This window comes from Heyndrickxia sp. FW510-T9, assembly GCF_058781025.1.
Genome location: NZ_JBYSWK010000050.1, coordinates 1 through 21,410 on the forward strand (window position 1 = coordinate 1; position 21,410 = coordinate 21,410).

The window sequence follows — 21,410 nt, forward strand, 5'->3', positions numbered from 1 at the left end:
AGATTCAGAAATAGGGAGCGAAAGAGAAGGGAGGTCACATTGAAATGAATATGGGTCACATTAATTGGAATGGAGGGAGCGAAAAAGAAGAAGCGGGGTACAAAGATGTAAAATTAGGGAGCGAAAGAGGAGGAGGGTCACATTGAAATGAATATGGATCACATTAATTGGAATGGAGGGCACAAAAAAGAAGAAACAGGGCACATAGATGCAAAATTAGGGAGCGAAAGAGAAGGGAGGTCACATTGAAATGAATATGGGTCACATAAACTGGAATGGAAGGAGCGAAAAAGAAGATTCGGGTAGCATAGATGCAGAAACTGGGAGCGAAAGAGGAGCAAGGTCACAATAAATAGGATATGAGTCACATAAACCGGAATGGATGGCACGAAAAAGAAGCAACGGGTCACATTAAATGGAATATAGGGCACAGAAAAGAAGGTGCTGGTAACATAGATGCAGGATTAAGGAATGAAAAAACTAGGTAACACTCAAATAATATAATTTACTTACATGAATTTAAAAAGCTTACTTACCGTACCAAAATTCTGTACAATAATATTGACAAGGAACGGGGTGAAACAATGTTAAAGTTAGGTATTATTGGTCTAGGTGATATTGCGGAAAAAGCATACTTACCAGTTTATAGCACTAGGGATGAAGTTGAATTCCATCTTTATACGAGAAACAAACAAAGGCTTTCAACCATTTCGAAACAATTCCGTTTGGAAAAAGTACATAATAATCTTGAGTCATTAATAAAAAGTGGAATAAATGGGGCATTTGTGCACTCATCTACTGAATCGCATTTTGATATTGTACATACACTTTTATCGAACCGTATCCATGTATACGTGGATAAACCAATTTCTTACGATTATGATTCTGCAAAGCAATTGGTTGAATTAGCGGAGAAAAATCACTTATTATTAATGGTTGGTTTCAACCGCAGATATGCACCATCTTATGAAAATCTAAAAGAATTGCAAAATCCTAATATGATCCTCATGCAGAAAAATCGAAAAGCGCTGCCAGGTGATATAAGAACCTTTGTATACGATGATTATATTCATGTGTTGGATACAATAAGGTATCTTTTTCCTGTACCAATCGAGGATATAGTTGTATCCGGTAGAAAAGAGGGGAATACCCTTTATCATGCTGTGGTACAGTTTATTGCAAAAGATTGTACAGCCATTGGAATCATGAATCGTGACAGCGGTACAACTGAAGAAAAACTAGAAGTAATGTGCCCTGATGAAAAAAGAGTAGCATCGAATGTTTCAGATGTTACGATTTATCAAGATCGTAATGAATTAAAACTTGTTGGCGGTGATTGGGAACCAACACTTCATAAACGTGGTTTTTATCAGATTGTAGATGATTTTATTCAAGCTTTAAAAAGTAATTCTGCTCCAAAAGTTTCTGCAAGAGATGCACTTGCAACTCATGAATTATGTGAATTAGTTGTTTCTAAATTAGAGGAATTATAACAAACAAAATCCCCACAATTAAAGTGGGGATTTTGTTATTATGGTACTTTTTACGAATTCTAAAAAGGAAGTCATATCTGCATCACTTGTAAATGTTACTTGTGCATTGTGGCTAGAACCTCCGCCTTTTCCGTTAAAAGATGAGATGTTTTCCTTTACAAACTGTCCACAATGAAATTGATTTTCGCCATTATGTAGGATTAAGCATTTTTTATCAGGAGCAGAAGCCATCACAATAATTTTATTATTGTTAGTAATTAATTGTCTTGAAAGAACTTGCAAATCTTGTATGGACTTATCAGGAAAAACTTCCATAATAATAGGCTCTTGGTTCGATTTTAAAAGTTCAGCTGCAAGGAATTTTGCATTTTCGCTTAATGCTGCTTCTAATTTTCGCTGAATATCTTTCTTTTCGTTTTCCATTTTCTCGATGCGGCTAAGGATTTCTTCTTTCGAAGTGGACAGATTTTTGGTAAGAGCTGCAAGAATATCATTTTTTTCCTGATAATCCTGAATAGCTCTAAAACCGCATAAAAAGTGCAGCCTAGTTTTCCCACGCTGTTTTTCCGTTTTAATTAGCTTTATTATTCCAATTTCTGCAGTACCCTTCACGTGTGTACCACAACAAGCTGAGTAATCTAATCCGCTAATTTCTACGATTCGAATATCACCAGTCACATCGGGGATTTTTCTTAATGGGATACTGGCTAATTCATCTTCTGTTACAATATATGTTTTCACTTTTCTGTTTTCATAAATGTATTGATTGGCTTTATCCTCAATTGTCTTTAATTGACTATTCGAAAGTTCCGCCACATCCAAATCAATCGTCACCGTCACTTCACCAAGATGAAAACTGAGGGTATGAGCATCATATAATTCTATACAAACTGCTGATAAAAGATGTTGTCCCGTATGATGCTGTGTGTGATCGATTCTCCTTTTTTCGTCTATTTTGCAAAGAACCCTTCTATTTTCTGGTTTTGAATCAAGTGTATGATAGATTTCATCATTTTCCTCAAATACATCCACAACTCTTATCGAATCAATATACCCAACATCATGGGGCTGTCCCCCTCCAGTTGGGTAAAAAGCTGTTTCAGCTAACGTTACGAAAAATTTATTATCCTTTTCAAGTAAACTTGTAATTTCAGTAGTCCACTCAAACGTTTTTCCTTCGTTATAAAACAATTTTTCAGTCAAATGAATCATTCCTTTCCATCTTCGTTTGTTCTTTTATTATAGATGGTACAAGCAGCAATGAAAAGGATGACAAAAAAGAGAAGTATTACTCCTCTTTCTTTGCAAGACAGCGGTCACACTCCATTATATAAGATTCTGCTTGTTCTTCATGGATATATTCACCGCATTCCGGACAGATTTTTTTAGATAAATTGCGGAAAAATTCAACAGGATTTACTAACATTAAGTAATTCCTCCTTTTGTTTAATATAATACAGTCTGATAAATATTTATTCTGTTATGGTACAGTGTATGCATAACGTTAATTGATTGCTAATCATAAAAATCTAAAAATAAGAAATAATATTGATGAACATGGAAAAATCTGTTAATCTAAAACTGAAAGTAGTTTATTTTACAGGGGGGATAATGTGGATATCACAAAGCTGCGTTCGAAAAAAAGGTCCAGTATTCGGATTTTCATGGGGAAGCATTATTTTACTTTGAAACGATATTTGGCATGGATATTTGACAAAAATAAATATGCAAAAGAAAGACAGCTTGAGTGGTTTCCACATAACATTTATAAACATCAAACATTGTTATTAAGGCAATTACGTGGAGTGGACATGTGGTATCAGCACAATAAAATTATGAATTTAGAAATTGCGATTAAACATTTGAATGGAATCATCATAAATCCAGGGGCAACATTTTCTTATTGGAAACTAATAGGTAAACCAACGAAGAAAAAGGGCTATGTTGACGGAATGGTTCTCTATAATGGAACTTTTAAAAAAGGAATAGGTGGTGGACTTTGTCAGCTGTCCAATTTAATTTATTGGATGACATTACACACTCCATTGACTATTACAGAAAGAAATCGTCATAGTTATGATGTTTTTCCAGACTCCAATCGTACTCAGCCGTTTGGAAGCGGAGCAACCTGTGCATATAACTACCTAGATTTACAAATAAAAAATAATACGAACGAACCGTATCAATTGCATTTATCGATAACGGATTCACAATAAGCGGGGAATGGAGGGCGTTAAATCCTTCATTAAATAGCTATGAAATATATGAAAAAGTACATCAATTACGCCTGCGTATTGTGGTGGATATGTTAGGTATAATATTTTAAATCGAAAAATATTTAATTACCAAAAGCAATTGCTAGATGATGAATTTATCGTAGAAAATCATGCAATCATGATGTATGAGCCATTATTGGAACAAAATATAATTTAATAAAATTTTTTTACCCGTAACTTTTTAACTTTATTATTCGTTCATAATATAGAGGTTCAAAAGGAGTGATCACTTTGAAAACCAAGCTTGGTACTGAATCTTCTGTTCAAGGAGAAAATCTAACGACAACAATAATGAATATGTATCCTGCATTAAAGAGGTATTGCCAATTTCTGACTAGAAATGGTTGGGATGCGGAGGACCTTGCACATGAGGCGATTGAAAAAATGTATCATAAATATATTAATGAAGACACCAATCAGAACAAAATCACTCATGCATTACTATATAAAATTGCTCATAATCATTGGATTGATCAAATTCGGAAACGTTCAAAAGAACTAGGAACTTTGAAGTCAGAACCATCTGTCGATCCAATGAAAATATTGCCGGAAGTGTATTCGATAAGCGAGTTATTAGTGAATAATTTAACTCCTCAACAGACGGTCATATTTATTTTAAAAGATATATTTCAATATGAAATGAGTGATATTGCAAAACAATTGAATCTAACAGAGGGTGCTATTAAAGCTTCCTTATTTAGAACTCGGCAACATTTAAGAAAACTAATGGTTGAGGAAGAAAAAATAGATCCAATAAGTACGGAAGATAAACATAAGAGGCTGTTTTATGAATCCATCATTCAATCGATACAGCATGAACAGCCAATTATCCTAATTAAACAATACAAAAAGTTATTCAATCAACAAGTTCCTATGTGCAAAGGTTCCAACAACCTCTCTTTACTTGCAGTGGCATAATTATAGGGAGGAAATACACTTGAATACGATTCCATATGTGATAGAACACTCATCACGGGGAGAAAGATCATATGATATTTATTCGAGATTATTAAAAGACCGAATTATTATGATCGGTGACGAGATTAATGACCATATAGCAAACACGGTGGTTGCACAGTTATTGTTTTTAGCGGCGGATGATCCGGATAAGGATATTTCGATTTATATTAATAGTCCTGGTGGGTCAACTTCAGCCGGGTTTGCGATTCTCGATACAATGAAATATATCAAACCAGATGTACAAACAATTTGTATTGGTATTGCTGCTTCCTTTGGTGCCATGCTTTTAATGGCAGGAACAAAGGGAAAACGCTGCGCCTTGCCAAACAGCGAAATTATGATTCATCAACCTCTTGGAGGGGCACGTGGTCAAGCAACGGAAATTGATATATCGGCAAGAAGAATTTTAAAATTAAAAGATCATATTAACGAAATGATTGCTGATTTAACAGGGCAGCCTCTTGAAAAAATTCAATCGGACACAGAGAGAGATTACTTTTTATCAGCTAATGAAGCAAAGGAATATGGGATAATTGATAAGGTTTTAAATCAAAAATAATGTTTAAGGAGATCAGGATAATACCTATCTCCTTTTTTATGTTATTTGAATTTTTTAATTTAAACTATGTACCTTGTCTGAGAATTATTTTGTAATTTTAAATTGTAATAAAAGTAACAATATTTCAAAAAAAACTTGAAATAACGAAATGAATTGTAATAAAATGGTCATACTAGGAAATTTTTATTTAAGAGGAAGGCTTTACTTTGAGTAAATAAGCTTAATCAAATAATTCTAAAATACACTATTAAATCTCCAAAGAAAAATACCTCATATAGAAACCGCAAGTTACAATTTTTTTATAAAAAAAAATCTATTCTACGTCTTACATAGAAAAGGCTCTAATAAATTTATGCTTTTATAGATTTACAGATAATCATTTCGCAAGGGGGAAAAATATGCTTCGTTTCATTTGGCAAAATTGGTGGCGCCATAAGGAACGCTTTATTTTACTTATTGTTGGTGCCTTAATTGTCAGCTCTGGTCTAAGTTATCTTGTTGGTCTTTCACAGTCTAATAAAGGGACGGTTGAGCAAACGTTGGCAAAGCATTGGTCCGCATCTTATGACATTGTTGTCAGGCCACCCGATTCTCGAAGTACTACAGAAATAAACCATTTACTTGAGCCGAACTACTTGAGTGGGATTGATGGGGGGATCAGTATTGCACAATATAAGAAAATTAAAGAAATAGAAGGGGTGGATGTAGCTGCTCCGATTGCGATGATTGGGTATATAAGAATGGGCTTTAAGTTTTCCGATAAATTTTCACTTAATGAAAGTGGATTATATAAGTATAGCGAAAAAGAAGTGACGGATAACGGCGTTTATAAGAAAATACATACTAGCTCTTTTTTCTTTCCTGTTGGTACTTTTGATCCGACTGTTCGAGATGTAAAACATCCATTTGAATACGGGATTATTAGTTATGAAGGGGATTTATATTTAGTTAATTCGCTTTTATTAGCTGGAATCGATCCAGAACAAGAGGCAAAATTAGTTGGATTAAATAATTCCATCCTTAATAAAGGAGCTAGTCGCTATTTCACAGATACAGATAAAGCAACTGTACGGAAGGAGAATATTGATCCAAATGATGGTACCAAGGCTTTTACTCGCCCCATTACCGAAATTCCAATCATTGTAAGGAATCAGCCGCGGGTGAAGAAAAGTGTAACATACACAATCCAAACTTTAGATGTACCTTTTGATACAATCAAAAAAGCAAACAAAACAATGGAAAAAGTAAAGAAAAATGGAGGGGAAAAATATTTAAAGACATTACCTTTAAATGAAAAAGGTCCAAAATATGAATTTACTTTTTCAACGGAGCAAGTTTATAAAACGATGATGAAGGAAGTAGCTGGAATTGATCTTGATGAAAAATATGTTTACAGGGCAAGTAATTCAAGCGATTCTTTATCAATATCCGATAAGCCAAGTATGCTTGGATACAAAAAAACGAAAAGTCCTTTTCCAACAAAATGGCCATATGCATTTGATTTAAAAACATACAAGGAACCTAAAATAGGAACAAGTGCTTTTAGACCCTACAATGGTTTTAACGTAGATTATGGTGGTGGGGAGGAATGGTTCAGCGTAGATCCCAAATGGATTGGTACATATGATCCAAGTAAATTGAAGGTACCTCAAGACCCGTTAACACAACTACCTATGGAAACATACCGTCCGGCATCGGCACAGCTGGTTTTAGATGCTGACAATAAGCCGGTGAATCCACCAAAAAGTTTGCTTCCAACAGATGGCGCTTACGATCTGTTAAGCCAGCCGCCATCTGTATTGACTACAATAGATGCAGCAGAAAAAATAATGGGCAAAAAGCCTATTTCGGCCATCCGGATTAAAGTGGCAGGTGTTAAAACTTTAAATGATAAAAGTCAACAAAAGCTAGAAAAAATCGCAAAGGAAATTCGAGATAAAACAGGATTAATCACTGATATTACTTTGGGTTCATCGCCACAATCGGTTCTAACACATGTACCGGCAATCAATAATCAAAAAGAAATGGGCTGGATCGTAATGCCATGGGTGAACATTGGCTCAGCCTATACTATTTTTCACGAAACTCAGGTAGGTTTCTCAGGAATTATTGCGAGTGTCATGGCGGTGGCGATTGTATATGTATTAGCGTCGGGGCTCGTTACATTGTTTGCAAGGCGCAAAGAATTTGCCGTCTTATTAGCGATTGGGTGGAGACCTAACCAAATTACCAAGCTATTATTTTTAGAATCTACTATATTAGGAAGCTTCGTTGCAATCGTTTCCTGGCTGATATTAGGTTTGATTTTGGTTATGAAAGGGACAGACACTTCCATTCTGCGTTTTATCTTTGCTGGCTTATTTGGCCTTGTCATATATTGGCTCGGTGTTATCGGTCCTGCTATTTTATCTAGTCGAATAAAGCCCTATGAGGCTATGCGAACGGGTGAAATTGCAGCTACAGCCCATCGATTTATACAATCAAAAGGTAGTATATCGATGTCGATCAATCATTTTTTGGGAAAATGGAAGCGTTCCGTTTTATCCATAATCGCAATGGCATTACCAACTGCCTTATTAAGCCTATTTTTGTTTATCACTTTAAAATTAAAAGGGGTTATGTATACATCTTGGCTCGGAGAGTATGTGGCAATGCAGGTCGGAACTTCTCACTACGTCGCCATGGGGGTAGCATTTGCGATTGCCATTTTAACAACCGCGGAAATTATGTGGCAGAACATCACCGAACGGATTCCGGAAATTGCTCTATTGAAAGCGGTCGGATGGCAAAATTTATCGATTAGAATGCTAATATATCGGGAAGGTTTGTTTAACGGGATTATTGCGGGATTATTAGGCATAGCCCTTTCATTCCTCATTATGTGGGGGATGTACCATCAATTCCCGAAAGAGCAAATTGGATTCTTATTAGCGACAGGCTTGATACCAGTCATTGCTGGCTTGTTAGGCGTAATGATACCGGCTGAAAGAGCAGTTCGTATTCAACCTGCGCATGGTGTCATGAATTCGTTTTCCAATAAGAAAAGGACGGAAACATGGTTTAAGGGGGTTTTAGCATTTCTCTCGCTCCTTCTTCTCACTGGTTTAGTATTGGTATCAATTCGTTTAATGTCGTGAAGCTTAATGTAGGGGGTGGAAAGTATGTTGAGATTAATTCTTCGCCTTTTGGGAAGTTTATTACTGTGGTGTTGTATATCTATCATTCTAGTGTTAATGATTTTATTCCCGAGAGATACCGGTACATATAGAGATGATAATTACCGTGATATCATGTTTTATGAATTTAAATGGGAAAATTATAAGGAGAATATTAAAAATTACTTGGATCAAGTTGAAAAACATAAAAGCTTAGGGATAACCAGTTATGATCAGCCGGTTGAAGAAGAACTGAAATTTTATTTTAAAAGAAGCATTATTATTTTATTGCCATCCTTATTATTAAGTATTGTGATGGGGATTTGCAAAGGGATATTAGATTATAAGTTTCGAGGGAAAATCGGCCGCTTCTTTTGGAGAGGGGCAACATGGTTGGGTCAATCTGTCCCAGATTTTTTCCTCATTTTCTTAGTCCAAACTTTGCTGTTTATCGCAATGCGGCACGGACTTCCAAGAATTGATATGTACGGTGATGATAAACCTTCTGTAGCTTATCTTGCAATCTTTTTCCTTAGTATGTATCCTGCTTTTGTTATTGCTAGGTATACATGCCAAGCTATGGAGGAAGAGGAGGAACAGGATTATATTAAAACAGCAAGAGCAAAAGGCGTTCCTGAGCGAGTAGTTCTGTGGCGCCATATGCTTAGAAATTGTTTGCCAAAGCTGCATCAGCATTTTATGACAATCGTCTTAACATTACTATCTGGTATGTTTGTTGTTGAACTTTTAACTTCTTATCACGGGATGGGGACACGTTTAATTTCTGCAATGCATTTAAAATATTCAATAATGCCGGGAGAACCATTATATATCGATACATCGGCAGTTATTGGTTTCAGCTTACTTATTTTGGTGATTTTACTAATTGCACAGTGGATAGAACAAATACTAGCATACTATCTTAACCCGAGAAAAAGGGGGATGAAATTGTGAGGAAAATTCCTTCATTATGGATAGGGATAATCGGATGTGGAATTTTTGCTATCATTTTCTTTTTTGGCCCCTACTTACCGAAAGTAGATCCAAACGTGCCAACTCATGATTATGTTGTTGGTCCGAAGAGTAATTTAGATTATATGCTGCCTCCTTTTAGTCCAAACTCAGATTTTATATTAGGTTCCGATAAAAAAGGGAGGGATATTTACAGCGCATTGATAATCGGTACTCGCAATACATTAGAAGTCGTAATTTCCGTTTCTTTAATAACATTCTTAATTGGAATCCCGTTTGGTGTTGCAGCGGCACATTGGAAGATATTGCAAAAGCTTTTGCAATATTGGAACTATTTATTTTCACGTGTGCCAGTATTTTTATGTATGGTTTTTATTTCCACCATTCCTTTTTTTGTATTTACCCCTAACCGGCCATTTTGGCTAATGGGCTATCTTGTTATATTTGAATTAGGGAAAGTTGGCGAAGTTGTTCGCAAAAGTGTGGAGCTAATCCAAAAAACTACTTATTTTGAAGCGGGAATATTGGCGGGGACAAAACGATTTGGCTTATGGAGAAGATATTATTGGACTGGCTGTTATCCGCAATGGTTAGCATATTTTATCCAGCATATCGGAAGTATACTATTTCTTTTTGGGCAATTAGGTCTTTTCGGAGTATTTATTTCCCAAGTTTTTGTTCACCCAGAAATGTCACCGAAATTTGAGTTTGAAAACAATGCACTTGTTTGGCCAATGTTTTTATTTGACGTAACGATTGATTATGATGCTTTTCCTTGGATCCCATTATATGGATCATTGTTTATTACGTTATCCATGTTTTTCTTTGTTTCCTTAGGAGAAGGAATTTTGGAATATAACTTAAGAAGACAGAGAGGGCTAATTGTCCAAAGAAGACCGTTTATATTTCGTAACAGAAAAATCAATGCTAATCAAAAATCTAGATCCAATTTTAATTATTTTCTAGAAGAAAAAGGAAGCTCTATAGAGGATTTAATTGTATTAGATAACGTTTCAAAGGATTATACTGGAGATGGTGTTGTAACGAAAGCATTAGATTCAGTTAATTTATCCTTTGAAAAGGGAGTATTTACTGCCGTGATAGGTCCATCAGGATCAGGAAAATCAACACTATTAAGTTTGATTGGTGCACTAGATAAACCATCGCATGGGAAAATATACTTTGAAAGACAAGCTATTACGAATTTCAACAGTAAAAGATTAGCCAATTTTCGTTTTGAAAAAATAGGGTTTATTTTTCAGCAATTTCATCTTCTACCTACTTTAACAGCAGAAGAAAATGTCATGTGCCCATTGTTTACAAGAAAGGTGGATTATAGCAAGAAAGAACGTGCCAATGAACTTCTTGATGAAATGGGATTAAAAGATAAACTTCAGGCATTGCCATCCCAGCTTTCCGGTGGCCAACAGCAGAGAGTCGCCATTGCAAGAGCACTTGTTCATCATCCAGAATGGATTCTTGCAGATGAACCTACTGGAAATTTGGATTCAGAAAGCAGCAAAATCGTATTTGATTTGTTAAAGCGATTAAATAAAGAAAACGGTCTGGGGATTATTTTGATTACGCATGATCCAGAAATAGCAAAACAAACTGACCGCATTATTGAGATAAAGGATGGGACAGTTATCTCAGATACTATTTTAAAAGATAGTAAAATTGTGGGTCTATAGTATTTCTCGTTAATTTTTCCAAGCTATGCTTGGATTTTTTTATTTTGCAAAAACATTTAATACCGCTCAAAACCTAGGTTTTTTAAAATTAATTACTAACCTTTCAAATGGTTAAAATATTTGCAATAAAAGTAAAAAATCAAAAAAAAATCTTGCGACTATGAAATAATTTGTAATAATATGGTCATATTGGCACGTTATCTGCTGAGATGAGAGGGAGGGAAACTATGAATCTATTATTACGATTATTTGGAAGCCTATTTTTATGGGTATGTATGGCTTTGATATTAATATTAATTGTGTTGTTGCCTAGAGATACTGAGTCGCATCGGGTAGGAGATTTGGATGTAATGTCCTATCATTTTACATGGGATAAATATGAACAAAACATTTCTAGTTATTTTGAAGAAGTTAAAAAAACGAAGAGTTTGGGTGTTACCAAATATGATGAACCTGTGGAAGTAGATCTGTCTCGATATTTTAAAAGAAGTATTATTATTCTCGTTCCATCTTTGCTTGTGAGCATTATTTTAGGTATATGGAAAGGTGTTTTTGATTATCGGCATAAAAATAAGGTTGGACGTTTTTTTGGAAAAGGATCTACGTGGTTGGGACAAGCGGTACCTGATTTTTTTCTAATTTTCCTTGTACAAACGATCCTTTCCATTGGAATGCAACATGGTCTTCCACGTTTACATATGTATGGTGAGGACCAGAATATTCTATTTCCAATATTCTTTTTAAGTATGTATCCCGCTTTTGTAATTGCTAGATATACTTCGCAAGCTTTGGAAGAGGAAGATGAGCAGGATTATATTAAGACAGCGAAAGCAAAAGGGGTTCCGGAGAGAGTTATTCTTTGGAAGCATATTTTACGAAATGCAATACCAAAGTTACTTCAACATTTTATGCCAATTGTACTTACCTTATTTTCTGGAATGTTCGTGGTTGAGTTTTTATGTATATATCATGGAATGGGAACAAGATTAATCAACGCTGTACATATTCGTTATTCCATAATGCCTGGGGAACCTTTGACGATCGATGTTGCATCTGTAAATGGTTATAGCCTCTTAATTATGGTGATGTTATTAATTGCACAATGGATGAGTCAAATTTTTGATTTTCTATTCGACCCTAAAAGAAGGGGGAGTCATGAATGAGAAAAATTCCTTCTTTATGGATTGGTATCATAGGCTGTACAATGTTTGCAATCTTTTTCTTTTTTGGACCGTATTTGCCAAAGGTTGATAAAAACGTTCCTACACACAGTTATGTTGTTGGGCCGGAGAGTAATTTAGATTTTATACTTCCACCATATGCTCCGAATAAAGATTTTTTATTAGGATCTGATAAACAAGGAAGAGATATTTACAGTGCATTGATTATGGGAACACGCGGAACCTTATCGACTGTTTTCTCCATTTCTGTACTAACTTTTCTAATAGCAATTCCATTAGGTGCTGCCGCCGCTCATTTTTCTTTTTTTCGATATATACTGCAAGGATGGAATTACCTGTTTTCACGACTGCCTGTATTTTTTTATGTGATTATTATATCAACAATTCCATTTTTTATTTTTTCTCCGCATCGTGAGATTTGGATGGTAAGCTTCTTGATTATATTTGAACTTGGTAAAGTAGGGGAAGTGGTTTACAAAAGTGTTAAACTCATACAGAATACAACTTATTATGAAGCAGGAATTTTAACGGGATCCAAACCATTTGGTCTTTGGAAACGTTATTATTGGCCAAATTGTTATCCGCAATGGATTGCGTATTTTGTACAACATATTGGAAGCATGCTTTTTCTATTAGGGCAATTAGGGATATTTGGAATATTCATTTCACAAACCCTTATGCAAAAAGGCAGTCCTGCCTATTCTATTGATAATTCTGCCTTAGTCTGGCCAATGTTCTTGTTTGATGTTTTAATCGATTTCGACGCATTTCCATGGATACCACTATTTGGTTCTATGTTTATCACATTATCTATGTTTGTATTCGTTTCTTTAGGTGAAGGGATTTTAGAATATCACATAAGAAAGCATCGGGGACTAATCGTACAGCGGAAACCATTTTTATTTAGATGGAAGAAGAAAGATCAATTCCATTTTTCTGATGATAAACGCAGTGAAACGAAAACAGAGTAGTGTTAGAAAAATCCAAGGGTTTGATCCTTGGATTTTTTTAATCTAAAAAAATGTATGTTTTTTTGGAATTTATACATCTTAACCTTTAGGAATACATTTTGAAAATGATAATGGAAAGGATGACAAAGAGATGTATGTTACCCTAGGCTATTTACGAGAAACATTATCGAATCATTTAAATCGCAGTGATGGCCAGCAAATTTACAAAAAACTTACAAATCATCAATACAAAAGTGAGGGTGACTTTGTAAGAGATTTAAATGAAGGTGAAATTTCCTTTTTAAATACGATTTTGGAAAAGGAATTGCGTTATGCAATGGAAGAACAAGATGAAAAAAGAGTAAAAGAATTAAATGAGGTATATGAACTTTTATAATAGGTGGTGGTAGATATCGGAGCTATCGAAAGAAATGGTTATATATTTGAACCTGAATTTAGTGTTATCAGTCAAAATGGTGCCATACATGTTTATCTAAATGGTCAGTTTATTGAGGAAATTAAATTTGATTTTTCAGGTAAGTACCCAGAACATTCGAAAATTGAATCGTTAGTGGATGAATATTGTGAAGATCATAAAATATGATATACGATAAAAATATTATGTAAACTAATTTAAAGATCCTACCATGGGTCTTTTTTCTTAAATAATTATAGGAGAGCTAATTCGTTTTCTACTATTCAAGTTGAAAGAAATCTATTAATATATAGCTATATTAATAGTTTAATAATGTACTTTCATTTTGGAAGGTGGATCCTAATATTGAAAAAAATACTTTATTTATTATTTGCATTTTTGATTATACTTTCCATGTATACACCTACAACAAAAGCTGCTACATATACTGACCGAGTAATTGTCATCTTTAAAGATAAGATTGATAAAAATACAATTGATCATGCGAATGGAAAAATTGAAGAATCTTTTCGTAATGTTTCAGCTGTATCTGTTAATATTCCCAAAGAAGATATTGCGACACTTAAAAAGAGTAATAGTGTTTTAGCAGTAGAACAAGATCAGAAAGTGCATGTTTCAAGTCAAATAGTAGATTGGGGAATAAAGGACGTTAATGCTCCGTTGTCATGGAAATCAAAATATACTGGTAAAGGAGTTAAGATAGCGGTTCTGGACACTGGGATTTCAAAACATGAGGATCTGCAGGTTGCTGGAGGCGTGTCGATTACCTCGTATACGAAATCCTATGCAGATGATAATGGGCATGGAACGCATGTAGCTGGCATAATTGGAGCAAAAAATAATGGTATAGGTGTAGTTGGAGTTGCTCCGGATGCAAATCTTTTTGCGGTAAAGGTATTAGATTCTGATGGAAGTGGATATTTAACTGATATTATCTCAGGAATTGATTGGGCCATCAAAAACCAAATGGACATTATTAACTTAAGTTTTGGAACCCCAGAGAATTCAGTTGCATTAAAGCGAATAGTTGATGAAGCATATAAAAAAGGTATTTTGATAGTAGCTGCTGCAGGTAATGGCGGAAATGAAGCTGGTACAGGCAATAATGTCGAATATCCTGCAAAATATAAATCCGTTATTTCTGTTGGGGCGGTTGATAAAAATAATAAGCGCAGTACCTTTTCCGCAACAGGATCTGATTTAGAAGTAGTTGCCCCTGGAATGAACATATTAAGCACATATTTGGATAATGGATATGCGGCTATGAGTGGTACTTCTATGGCATCTCCATTTGTTAGTGGAGCATTAGCTTTATTAAAACAAGCTAATCCAACGTTAACAAATAGCCAGTTAAGGGAAATGCTGAATACAAAAACAATAGATTTAGGAGAGAAAGGGAAGGATAGTTTATATGGTTTCGGTCTAATCCAAACACCATATATACAAACAACTCAAGCGAGTACAGCAACTTCGGACAAGTCAAATAGTAAAAATATAACAGCAGACAAGAATGTGAAAAAAACAATTACAAAAAATATTACGACAAAAATTTCAACTTTTAAAACGAGTTATCGAGTAGGAAATACGGTATGGATTACAACAAAGGTAATAGATAAAAACACAAAAAAACCAATCTCTAAAGCGGATATTACTTTAGTTATCTATTCTCCAAAAGGGAAGTTCAAGAGTATCCATGCATTGACAAGTTCTAAGGGAACCGCATCTTTTAAAATGACTACTAATAGTCGTTTTGTAAAAGGGTACTACCAACTTAAAACAAGTGTAAAGAAAACTAGTTATACAACTGGATATTCTTTAAAAACCATAAAGTTATATTAAAAAATCACTTTTAAGTGATTTTTTTTGTTTTTTTTAGGAAATCACTGAAAAAGGTATTTTATGATCCTATTTTATAAATATTTGAATTTTAAAAATGAAATAAGGAGGATTTTTGTTTCGAATGTCGAAATAAATGTTGAAGAGAAATGTTGAAGGAGGACGTATTATGGGAGAAGGTTATTTAAACAGTTTAAGGGAAAACGCGAATGTTTTATTAGATGACGCTATTGATCAGTTAAAAGGATATTTACGTATTCCAACGATTTCAGCTCAAGATTCGGCTATACCGGAAACCGTTGCCCATGTTGTTTCCATGATTGAAGGGATTGGCGGAGAGGCAAAAATATTGGATGATCTAGGAGGAAATCCTGTTGTCTATGGATTTTTTGCTGCAGGGGAAAACGGTGACAGTGAAAAAACATTGCTTTTCTATAATCATTATGATGTTCAGCCTCCAGAGCCGCTTGATGAATGGAATACAGATCCATTTAATCCAACGGTGATAGACGGAAAATTATTCGCAAGAGGTGCCTCTGATAATAAGGGAGATTTAGTCGCACGCTTAACCGCCATTAAAGTCCTTCAAAACGTTAATGGGGAATTACCTTGCAATATTAAGTTTTTAATTGAAGGAGAAGAGGAGATAGGCAGTCCGAATTTAGCTCCTTATTTACAAAAATATAAGGATCTCTTTAAGGCGGATGCATGTATTTGGGAATTTGGCGGGAAAGATGAAAAGGATCGCATTAGCATGGTTGCAGGTATTAAAGGGATGGCTTATCTAGAATTAACATGTGTTGGTGCAGATATTGATATGCATTCTTCTGTTGGAGCGTATGTTGATAATGCAGCATGGCGCTTAGTACATGCATTAGGAACGATGAAAAATGCCAATAATGAAATTCTTGTAGAAGGATTTTATGATGGAATTACAGAACCAACGGATAACGAAATAAAATCAGTGAAGAATATCCCGTTTTCAGAAGAAGCTGTTTCGCATCTATATGGTTTAAAGAGACCTCTAATTACGAATGCAAAAGGCGTAGATCCACGAGAAGCAATGGTCTTCCATTCAACGATGACAATTTGTGGATTAGAAAGCGGCTATACCGGCAATGGTGCTAAAACAGTTCTTCCTAAAAGTGCAAAGGCAAAAGTTGATTGTCGTTTAGTTCCAGGTCAGGATCCAGATCATATTTTATCATGTGTACAGACACATTTAGAAAAACATGGCTTCTTAGACGTAAAGGCAGAAATGATTAATGGCCAAAAGGCATACCGTTCTGATTATGATCATCCATTTGTTACACATGTATTAAATACTGCAGAAGAAACGTACCAAGCGGAAGTCATCCTGGCACCTAATTCCGCGGGAACGGGTCCAATGTATGAATTCGGAAAGCAATTACAGCTGCCGATTGTTAGTACTGGTATTGGCTGGGTAGAATCGAAGGCACATGCACCAAATGAATCAATCCGAGTAAAGGATTTTGAGCAGGGTATTGTTCATATGGCATATATGTTATCAGGTTTTTCAAAGGCTTTGCATCAATAAAGATAGAGTGGCAGTGCTGTAACTGCCACTCTTAAGTATCATATTAGTGAACAGTCTTTTTTAGACGAAGGCTGCTTCTTACATACTGTAAACTTAATAAAATGGATATGATACTTACAATAATCATAATAACTCCTAAAATTTGCATATTTTCGGGGATTATTTTTTTCCCAAAGACTAGTCCGAGTACAACAGAGGATAATATCGAACCTAAGTATCGGCAAGTTTGAAAAAGCCCGGATGAAGTTCCGATAATATTTTCTGGTGTTGCTTCAAGCATTGCTACTTGAAGTGCTACATTTCCTAGACCATAGCCAATCCCTAAAAATGCCAGAATAATTCCCATCACCAAGATTGGAACATGAATAAAGAAAACAGCAAGAAGAATTGCTCCTATTAACATAAGAAATGCTCCTGCTATAATCGGCTGTCTGGCACCTGCTTTGTCAATCCATTTTCCTGCTAGGGGAGAGACAATGATACTTGTACCTGACATAAAGAGCATAAGCAACCCGCTGGTGCGAACACTTAAATGCATCTCGTCTTGAAAATAAGTCGGCATTCCAAAAAATAAGCAATAGTTAAATAAGTTTAAGACGATAAATTGGAGATATACGGATGTTAGTGCGTGATTAGTTTTAAATAGACGAACATCTATAAATGGATCACTCGCTTTTAATTCTCTCCAAATAAATAAAAGAATAAATACAATACCACCAATACCGGCAATATAATGAGGAGAAGCATTGAAAGAAAGTAAGAACCAAAGAAGTAAAATCATACCCGCAGCAAACAAAAATATCCCGAGAAAATCAAGATGCAGAAGTACATTTTTAAAACTCGAACCTTCTTGTTTTTCATCCTTTGGAAACATGTACCATCCGAGAAAAAAGCTAATAATGATAAAAGGGAAATTCACAGTGAAAATGGCTGGCCAATCTCCCCATATGATTAGAAATCCTCCTAAGGTTGGTCCAAGTGCTGTCATGGCAGATGCAAAAATCGAAAGGACTGCAAGGGCCGATGCTTGTTTTTCATGAATATTGGATTGAACGAGAGCGATACCAGAAGGATAAATAGCTCCGCTTCCAATCGATTGAAATAATCTCATGATTAGTAAAACGAAGAATGTTGGTGCAAGCGGTGCACAGAAAGCAGAAATTGCTACCAGAATTAATCCTATTAAAAAAAGTTTTTTCCTTCCGATTAAATCACCTATTTTTCCCGTCACTGGCTGAGCAATTGCACTAGCTAGGTAGAAAGAGGAAATTAGCCATGAAACCGTTGTAAAGGAAAGCTGAAAATCTCTTTGGATACTATGTAAAGCTAAAGATATCATGGATGAATTTAAAGGATTTAACATAGTGCCCGAGGCCACAGCCGTTAGAAAAATGGCGCGGCTTTTCTTCAAATTTTTCATTATTTCACCTGTGCAAGGAATTCTTCTGTCGTTCGGATTTTTCCGATCTTTGGAAAGGTAAAACGAATAGAAGAATCATGTTCTTCTTTACTAAAGGTGGTCATGGCATCTGTGATGAAAATTTGATTATAACCATATTGGAATGCTTCACGAGCAGTGCTTTCAACGCCAATGTTTGTTGCAATCCCACATAAAACAATGGTATTAATTCCTCTACGGCGCAGTTGAACATCTAAATCAGTTCCAAAAAAAGCACCCCATTGCCGTTTGGTTACAATATAATCATTTTCTTTGACATCTAGTTTCGGATCAAACTCTGCCCAGTCTACAGGACGTTCCATTGTATTTGCATTTTTCGGTAGGTCTGTCTCTGGTGTCAATACATCTTTGCCATCATGAAAAGCAACACGAACGAAACTAATGAAACTATTATGTTCACGAAACTTTTGGATTAATTTTACCGCATTGTCGACAACTTCGTTTCCTCCAGGCATTTTTACAATCCCTTTTTGTAAATCAATTAGAACAAGTGCGGTTTTATTAAAATCAATATTTAATTCGTTCATGGTAATCCTCCTATTGTACTTTTAATGTTAAAGATAATACAGTTTTAGGCCTGTAGTCTTCTTATCTTCTCTATTTTTCGATTTAGCCTTGTTATTAATTCAGCAAATATCTCTTTTTCCTCATCTTTCCAATCTGATAAAATCTCTTCATAAGAAATTCTTCTTTCCATTTTCGCTGACAACAAAGCAGTTTTTCCAGAATCTGAAATAGAAATTAAATTTACTCTTGCATCATTAGCATCTGTATTTCTGTCTATATGACCTTTTACTTCTAGTGCTTGAATTTGTCGACTTAAAGTTGAAATATTTAGTTGAAATAGATCGGAAAGTGATCGAATTGTTTTAGGGCCTTCATTAAATAGAGTATGTAAAATTAAGTAGCCTGAACGGTCTAAACTATTTTTACTCCCATCTAAAGTCCGTTTAAAATCCGCTCTTCTTAATAATGTAACAATTTCAATTTCAATTGTGTCTGTAGCATCTTTTTCAAATTTACCCATATTATTCTCCCTTCATACAAATCATTTTTGATATGAGGCAGTTGTATTATATATGTTAATACTTTCATTATGCAAGTAATTTGTTATTAAAATGAAAAAATGGACCATTGATTGAATCAACAGTCCATTGCATCTTTATTATAGTTTAAATGAGCTTTTTAATGAGACAATCCGATTAAATACTAGTAATTCATTAGTTGTATACTTAGTGTCTACATTAAAATAACCATGTCTGAAAAACTGGAACTTATCTTGAGGTTTTGCATCTTTCATATTATTTTCTACAAAACCATTTACAATTTCCAAGGAACCTGGGTTAATTTTTTCAATAAATGATTTTTCGTCCTCATTGTCATCATCTAGAATAAGGGAGTCATACAAACGAAACTCAGCAGGTTTCGCTTGGGTCGCTTCCACCCAATGAATGGTTCCTTTTACTTTTCTACCGGTAAAGCCTGTTCCGCTTTTCGTTTCCGGATCGTAAGTACAATGAAGTTCAATTACTTCACCGTTTTCATCTTTAATCACTTCTTCACATTTGATAAAGTAAGCATGCTTGAGACGTACTTCATTACCAGGGAAGAGGCGGAAGTATTTGTTTGGAGGATTTTCCATAAAATCCTCTTGTTCGATATAAATTTCGCGTGAAAATGGTATTTGGCGAGTTCCCATTTCTGGTACTTCCGGATTATTTTCAGCATCTAACATTTCCACTTGGTCTTCTGGATAATTCGTAATTACCACTTTTAATGGTTTTAAGACAGCCATTGTACGTGGAGCTTTCAACTTTAAATCTTCACGGATAAAATGTTCGAGCATTTGAACATCAACAGTAGCATTATTACGTGCAACACCAATTTCCCGGCAAAACGCTATGATTGCTTCAGGTGTAAATCCTCTTCTCCTAAGTCCAGAAATCGTTGGCATCCTTGGGTCGTCCCAACCATCAACAATTCCTTCGTCCACAAGTTGTTTTAATTTCCGTTTGCTCATCACTGTATTGGTAATATTGTAACGTCCAAACTCAATTTGCTGAGGCGTGGACTTCATTTCACAATTTTCAACAACCCAATTATATAGTGGGCGTTGATCCTCAAACTCAATCGAGCAAAGTGAATGCGTAATGCCTTCAATTGCATCCTCAAGAGGATGTGCGAATGCATACATAGGATAGATGCACCACTTATCGCCTGTATTATGATGAGTAGTATGAGAAATACGATATAGAACTGGATCACGCAAATTAATGTTAGGGGAGGACATATCAATTTTAGCTCTTAATACTTTTTCCCCGTTTTGAAACTCTCCATTTTTCATACGTTCAAACAAATCTAAATTTTCGCTGGCAGTTCTGTTTCGATAAGGACTTTCTTTCCCTGGCTCTGTTAAAGTTCCACGGTATTCACGTATTTCGTCTGCAGATAAGTCTTCTATATATGCTAGTCCTTTATTAATTAATAAAACTGCACGTTTATACATTTCATCAAAATAATTTGAAGCAAAACATAGATTTTCCCACTTATAGCCAAGCCATTCTATATCCTTTTTAATGGATTCAACAAATTCCACATCTTCTTTTATAGGGTTTGTATCATCGAATCGTAAATTTGTTTTCCCATTAAATTCAGCAGCTGTGTCAAAATTTATGCTAATTGCTTTTGCATGACCAATATGTAAGTATCCGTTTGGTTCAGGAGGGAACCGTGTAATAATTTCCTTGTGTTTACCTGACTTTAAGTCATCTATAATAATATTTTTAATAAAATTGGATGAATGACTACTTGAATCCATACTATTTCTCCTTCCATATTTGAAAACCCATATTTCTTAATATACCAATTATACATACAGATTTGT

General features: G+C 35.0%; 18 protein-coding genes and 1 pseudogene. 13 read left to right on the top strand and 6 right to left on the bottom strand.

All coding sequences use genetic code 11. The annotated features are described in order from the left end of the window. Positions 1-584 precede the first annotated feature (584 nt). Positions 585-1,493: a Gfo/Idh/MocA family protein gene (locus AC3WJF_RS18845; RefSeq protein WP_492454970.1), complete on the top strand. Its 909-nt coding sequence runs from the start codon at positions 585-587 to the stop codon at positions 1,491-1,493. A gap of 18 nt (positions 1,494-1,511) precedes the next feature. On the opposite strand, the gene AC3WJF_RS18850 is transcribed toward AC3WJF_RS18845, so the two are convergent. Both AC3WJF_RS18850 and yhfH read right to left on the bottom strand, forming a co-directional pair. Continuing rightward, positions 1,512-2,696 (bottom strand): alanyl-tRNA editing protein, encoded by a 1,185-nt coding sequence (locus AC3WJF_RS18850; protein ID WP_492454972.1) that lies wholly within the window; start codon positions 2,694-2,696, stop codon positions 1,512-1,514. A gap of 85 nt (positions 2,697-2,781) precedes the next feature. Continuing rightward, positions 2,782-2,919: a protein YhfH gene (gene yhfH, locus AC3WJF_RS18855; RefSeq protein ID WP_492454974.1), complete on the bottom strand. Its 138-nt coding sequence runs from the start codon at positions 2,917-2,919 to the stop codon at positions 2,782-2,784. A 187-nt stretch (positions 2,920-3,106) separates the two neighbouring features. Between yhfH and AC3WJF_RS18860 the strand changes: the two are divergent. The 12 genes and pseudogenes from AC3WJF_RS18860 to AC3WJF_RS18915 all read left to right on the top strand — a co-directional run bounded on the left by AC3WJF_RS18860 (position 3,107) and on the right by AC3WJF_RS18915 (position 17,067). Next, positions 3,107-3,926, top strand: a pseudogene (locus tag AC3WJF_RS18860) (VanW family protein). A gap of 74 nt (positions 3,927-4,000) precedes the next feature. Next, positions 4,001-4,687, top strand: a complete 687-nt coding sequence (locus AC3WJF_RS18865) for a sigma-70 family RNA polymerase sigma factor (RefSeq protein WP_492454976.1) — start codon at positions 4,001-4,003, stop codon at positions 4,685-4,687. 19 nt (positions 4,688-4,706) lie between these two features. Continuing rightward, the gene (gene clpP, locus AC3WJF_RS18870) at positions 4,707-5,288 is read left to right on the top strand and encodes an ATP-dependent Clp endopeptidase proteolytic subunit ClpP (protein ID WP_492454978.1); all 582 of its coding nucleotides are present in this window, start codon (positions 4,707-4,709) and stop codon (positions 5,286-5,288) included. A 398-nt stretch (positions 5,289-5,686) separates the two neighbouring features. Continuing rightward, positions 5,687-8,425, top strand: coding sequence for an ABC transporter permease (locus tag AC3WJF_RS18875; RefSeq protein ID WP_492454980.1), 2,739 nt, complete (start codon positions 5,687-5,689; stop codon positions 8,423-8,425). 24 nt (positions 8,426-8,449) lie between these two features. Then, positions 8,450-9,397 carry an ABC transporter permease subunit gene (locus tag AC3WJF_RS18880; RefSeq protein ID WP_492454982.1) on the top strand — a complete coding sequence of 316 codons (948 nt, stop codon included), beginning with the start codon at positions 8,450-8,452 and terminating at the stop codon, positions 9,395-9,397. Then, positions 9,394-11,106 carry an ATP-binding cassette domain-containing protein gene (locus tag AC3WJF_RS18885; RefSeq protein WP_492454984.1) on the top strand — a complete coding sequence of 571 codons (1,713 nt, stop codon included), beginning with the start codon at positions 9,394-9,396 and terminating at the stop codon, positions 11,104-11,106. The genes AC3WJF_RS18880 and AC3WJF_RS18885 overlap by 4 nt, the downstream gene beginning before the upstream one ends. Positions 11,107-11,333: 227 nt before the next feature. Then, positions 11,334-12,269: an ABC transporter permease subunit gene (locus AC3WJF_RS18890; RefSeq protein ID WP_492454986.1), complete on the top strand. Its 936-nt coding sequence runs from the start codon at positions 11,334-11,336 to the stop codon at positions 12,267-12,269. Further along, positions 12,266-13,258, top strand: coding sequence for a hypothetical protein (locus AC3WJF_RS18895; protein ID WP_492454988.1), 993 nt, complete (start codon positions 12,266-12,268; stop codon positions 13,256-13,258). Before AC3WJF_RS18890 ends, AC3WJF_RS18895 begins: the two co-directional genes overlap by 4 nt. Positions 13,259-13,388: 130 nt before the next feature. Beyond that, positions 13,389-13,634 carry a sigma-G-dependent sporulation-specific acid-soluble spore protein CsgA gene (locus tag AC3WJF_RS18900; RefSeq protein ID WP_492454990.1) on the top strand — a complete coding sequence of 82 codons (246 nt, stop codon included), beginning with the start codon at positions 13,389-13,391 and terminating at the stop codon, positions 13,632-13,634. Between the two features lie 15 nt (positions 13,635-13,649). Next, positions 13,650-13,841, top strand: coding sequence for a YbxH family protein (locus tag AC3WJF_RS18905; RefSeq protein WP_492455016.1), 192 nt, complete (start codon positions 13,650-13,652; stop codon positions 13,839-13,841). Positions 13,842-14,018: 177 nt separating this feature from the next. Beyond that, on the top strand, positions 14,019-15,512 hold the full coding sequence (locus AC3WJF_RS18910) for a S8 family peptidase (protein WP_492454992.1): 1,494 nt from the start codon (positions 14,019-14,021) through the stop codon (positions 15,510-15,512). 166 nt (positions 15,513-15,678) lie between these two features. Beyond that, positions 15,679-17,067, top strand: coding sequence for a M20/M25/M40 family metallo-hydrolase (locus tag AC3WJF_RS18915; protein ID WP_492454994.1), 1,389 nt, complete (start codon positions 15,679-15,681; stop codon positions 17,065-17,067). Positions 17,068-17,110: 43 nt separating this feature from the next. Here AC3WJF_RS18915 and AC3WJF_RS18920 read toward each other — a convergent pair whose 3' ends face one another. The 4 genes from AC3WJF_RS18920 to AC3WJF_RS18935 all read right to left on the bottom strand — a co-directional run bounded on the left by AC3WJF_RS18920 (position 17,111) and on the right by AC3WJF_RS18935 (position 21,344). Beyond that, positions 17,111-18,487 carry an MFS transporter gene (locus AC3WJF_RS18920; protein ID WP_492454996.1) on the bottom strand — a complete coding sequence of 459 codons (1,377 nt, stop codon included), beginning with the start codon at positions 18,485-18,487 and terminating at the stop codon, positions 17,111-17,113. Continuing rightward, on the bottom strand, positions 18,487-19,053 hold the full coding sequence (locus tag AC3WJF_RS18925; protein ID WP_492454998.1) for an isochorismatase family protein: 567 nt from the start codon (positions 19,051-19,053) through the stop codon (positions 18,487-18,489). The genes AC3WJF_RS18920 and AC3WJF_RS18925 overlap by 1 nt, the downstream gene beginning before the upstream one ends. A gap of 44 nt (positions 19,054-19,097) precedes the next feature. Then, complete coding sequence (locus AC3WJF_RS18930; RefSeq protein ID WP_492455000.1) at positions 19,098-19,553, bottom strand: MarR family winged helix-turn-helix transcriptional regulator; 456 nt, start codon at positions 19,551-19,553, stop codon at positions 19,098-19,100. A gap of 138 nt (positions 19,554-19,691) precedes the next feature. Beyond that, complete coding sequence (locus tag AC3WJF_RS18935) at positions 19,692-21,344, bottom strand: glutamine--tRNA ligase/YqeY domain fusion protein (RefSeq protein WP_492455002.1); 1,653 nt, start codon at positions 21,342-21,344, stop codon at positions 19,692-19,694. Between the last annotated feature and the right edge of the window lie 66 nt (positions 21,345-21,410).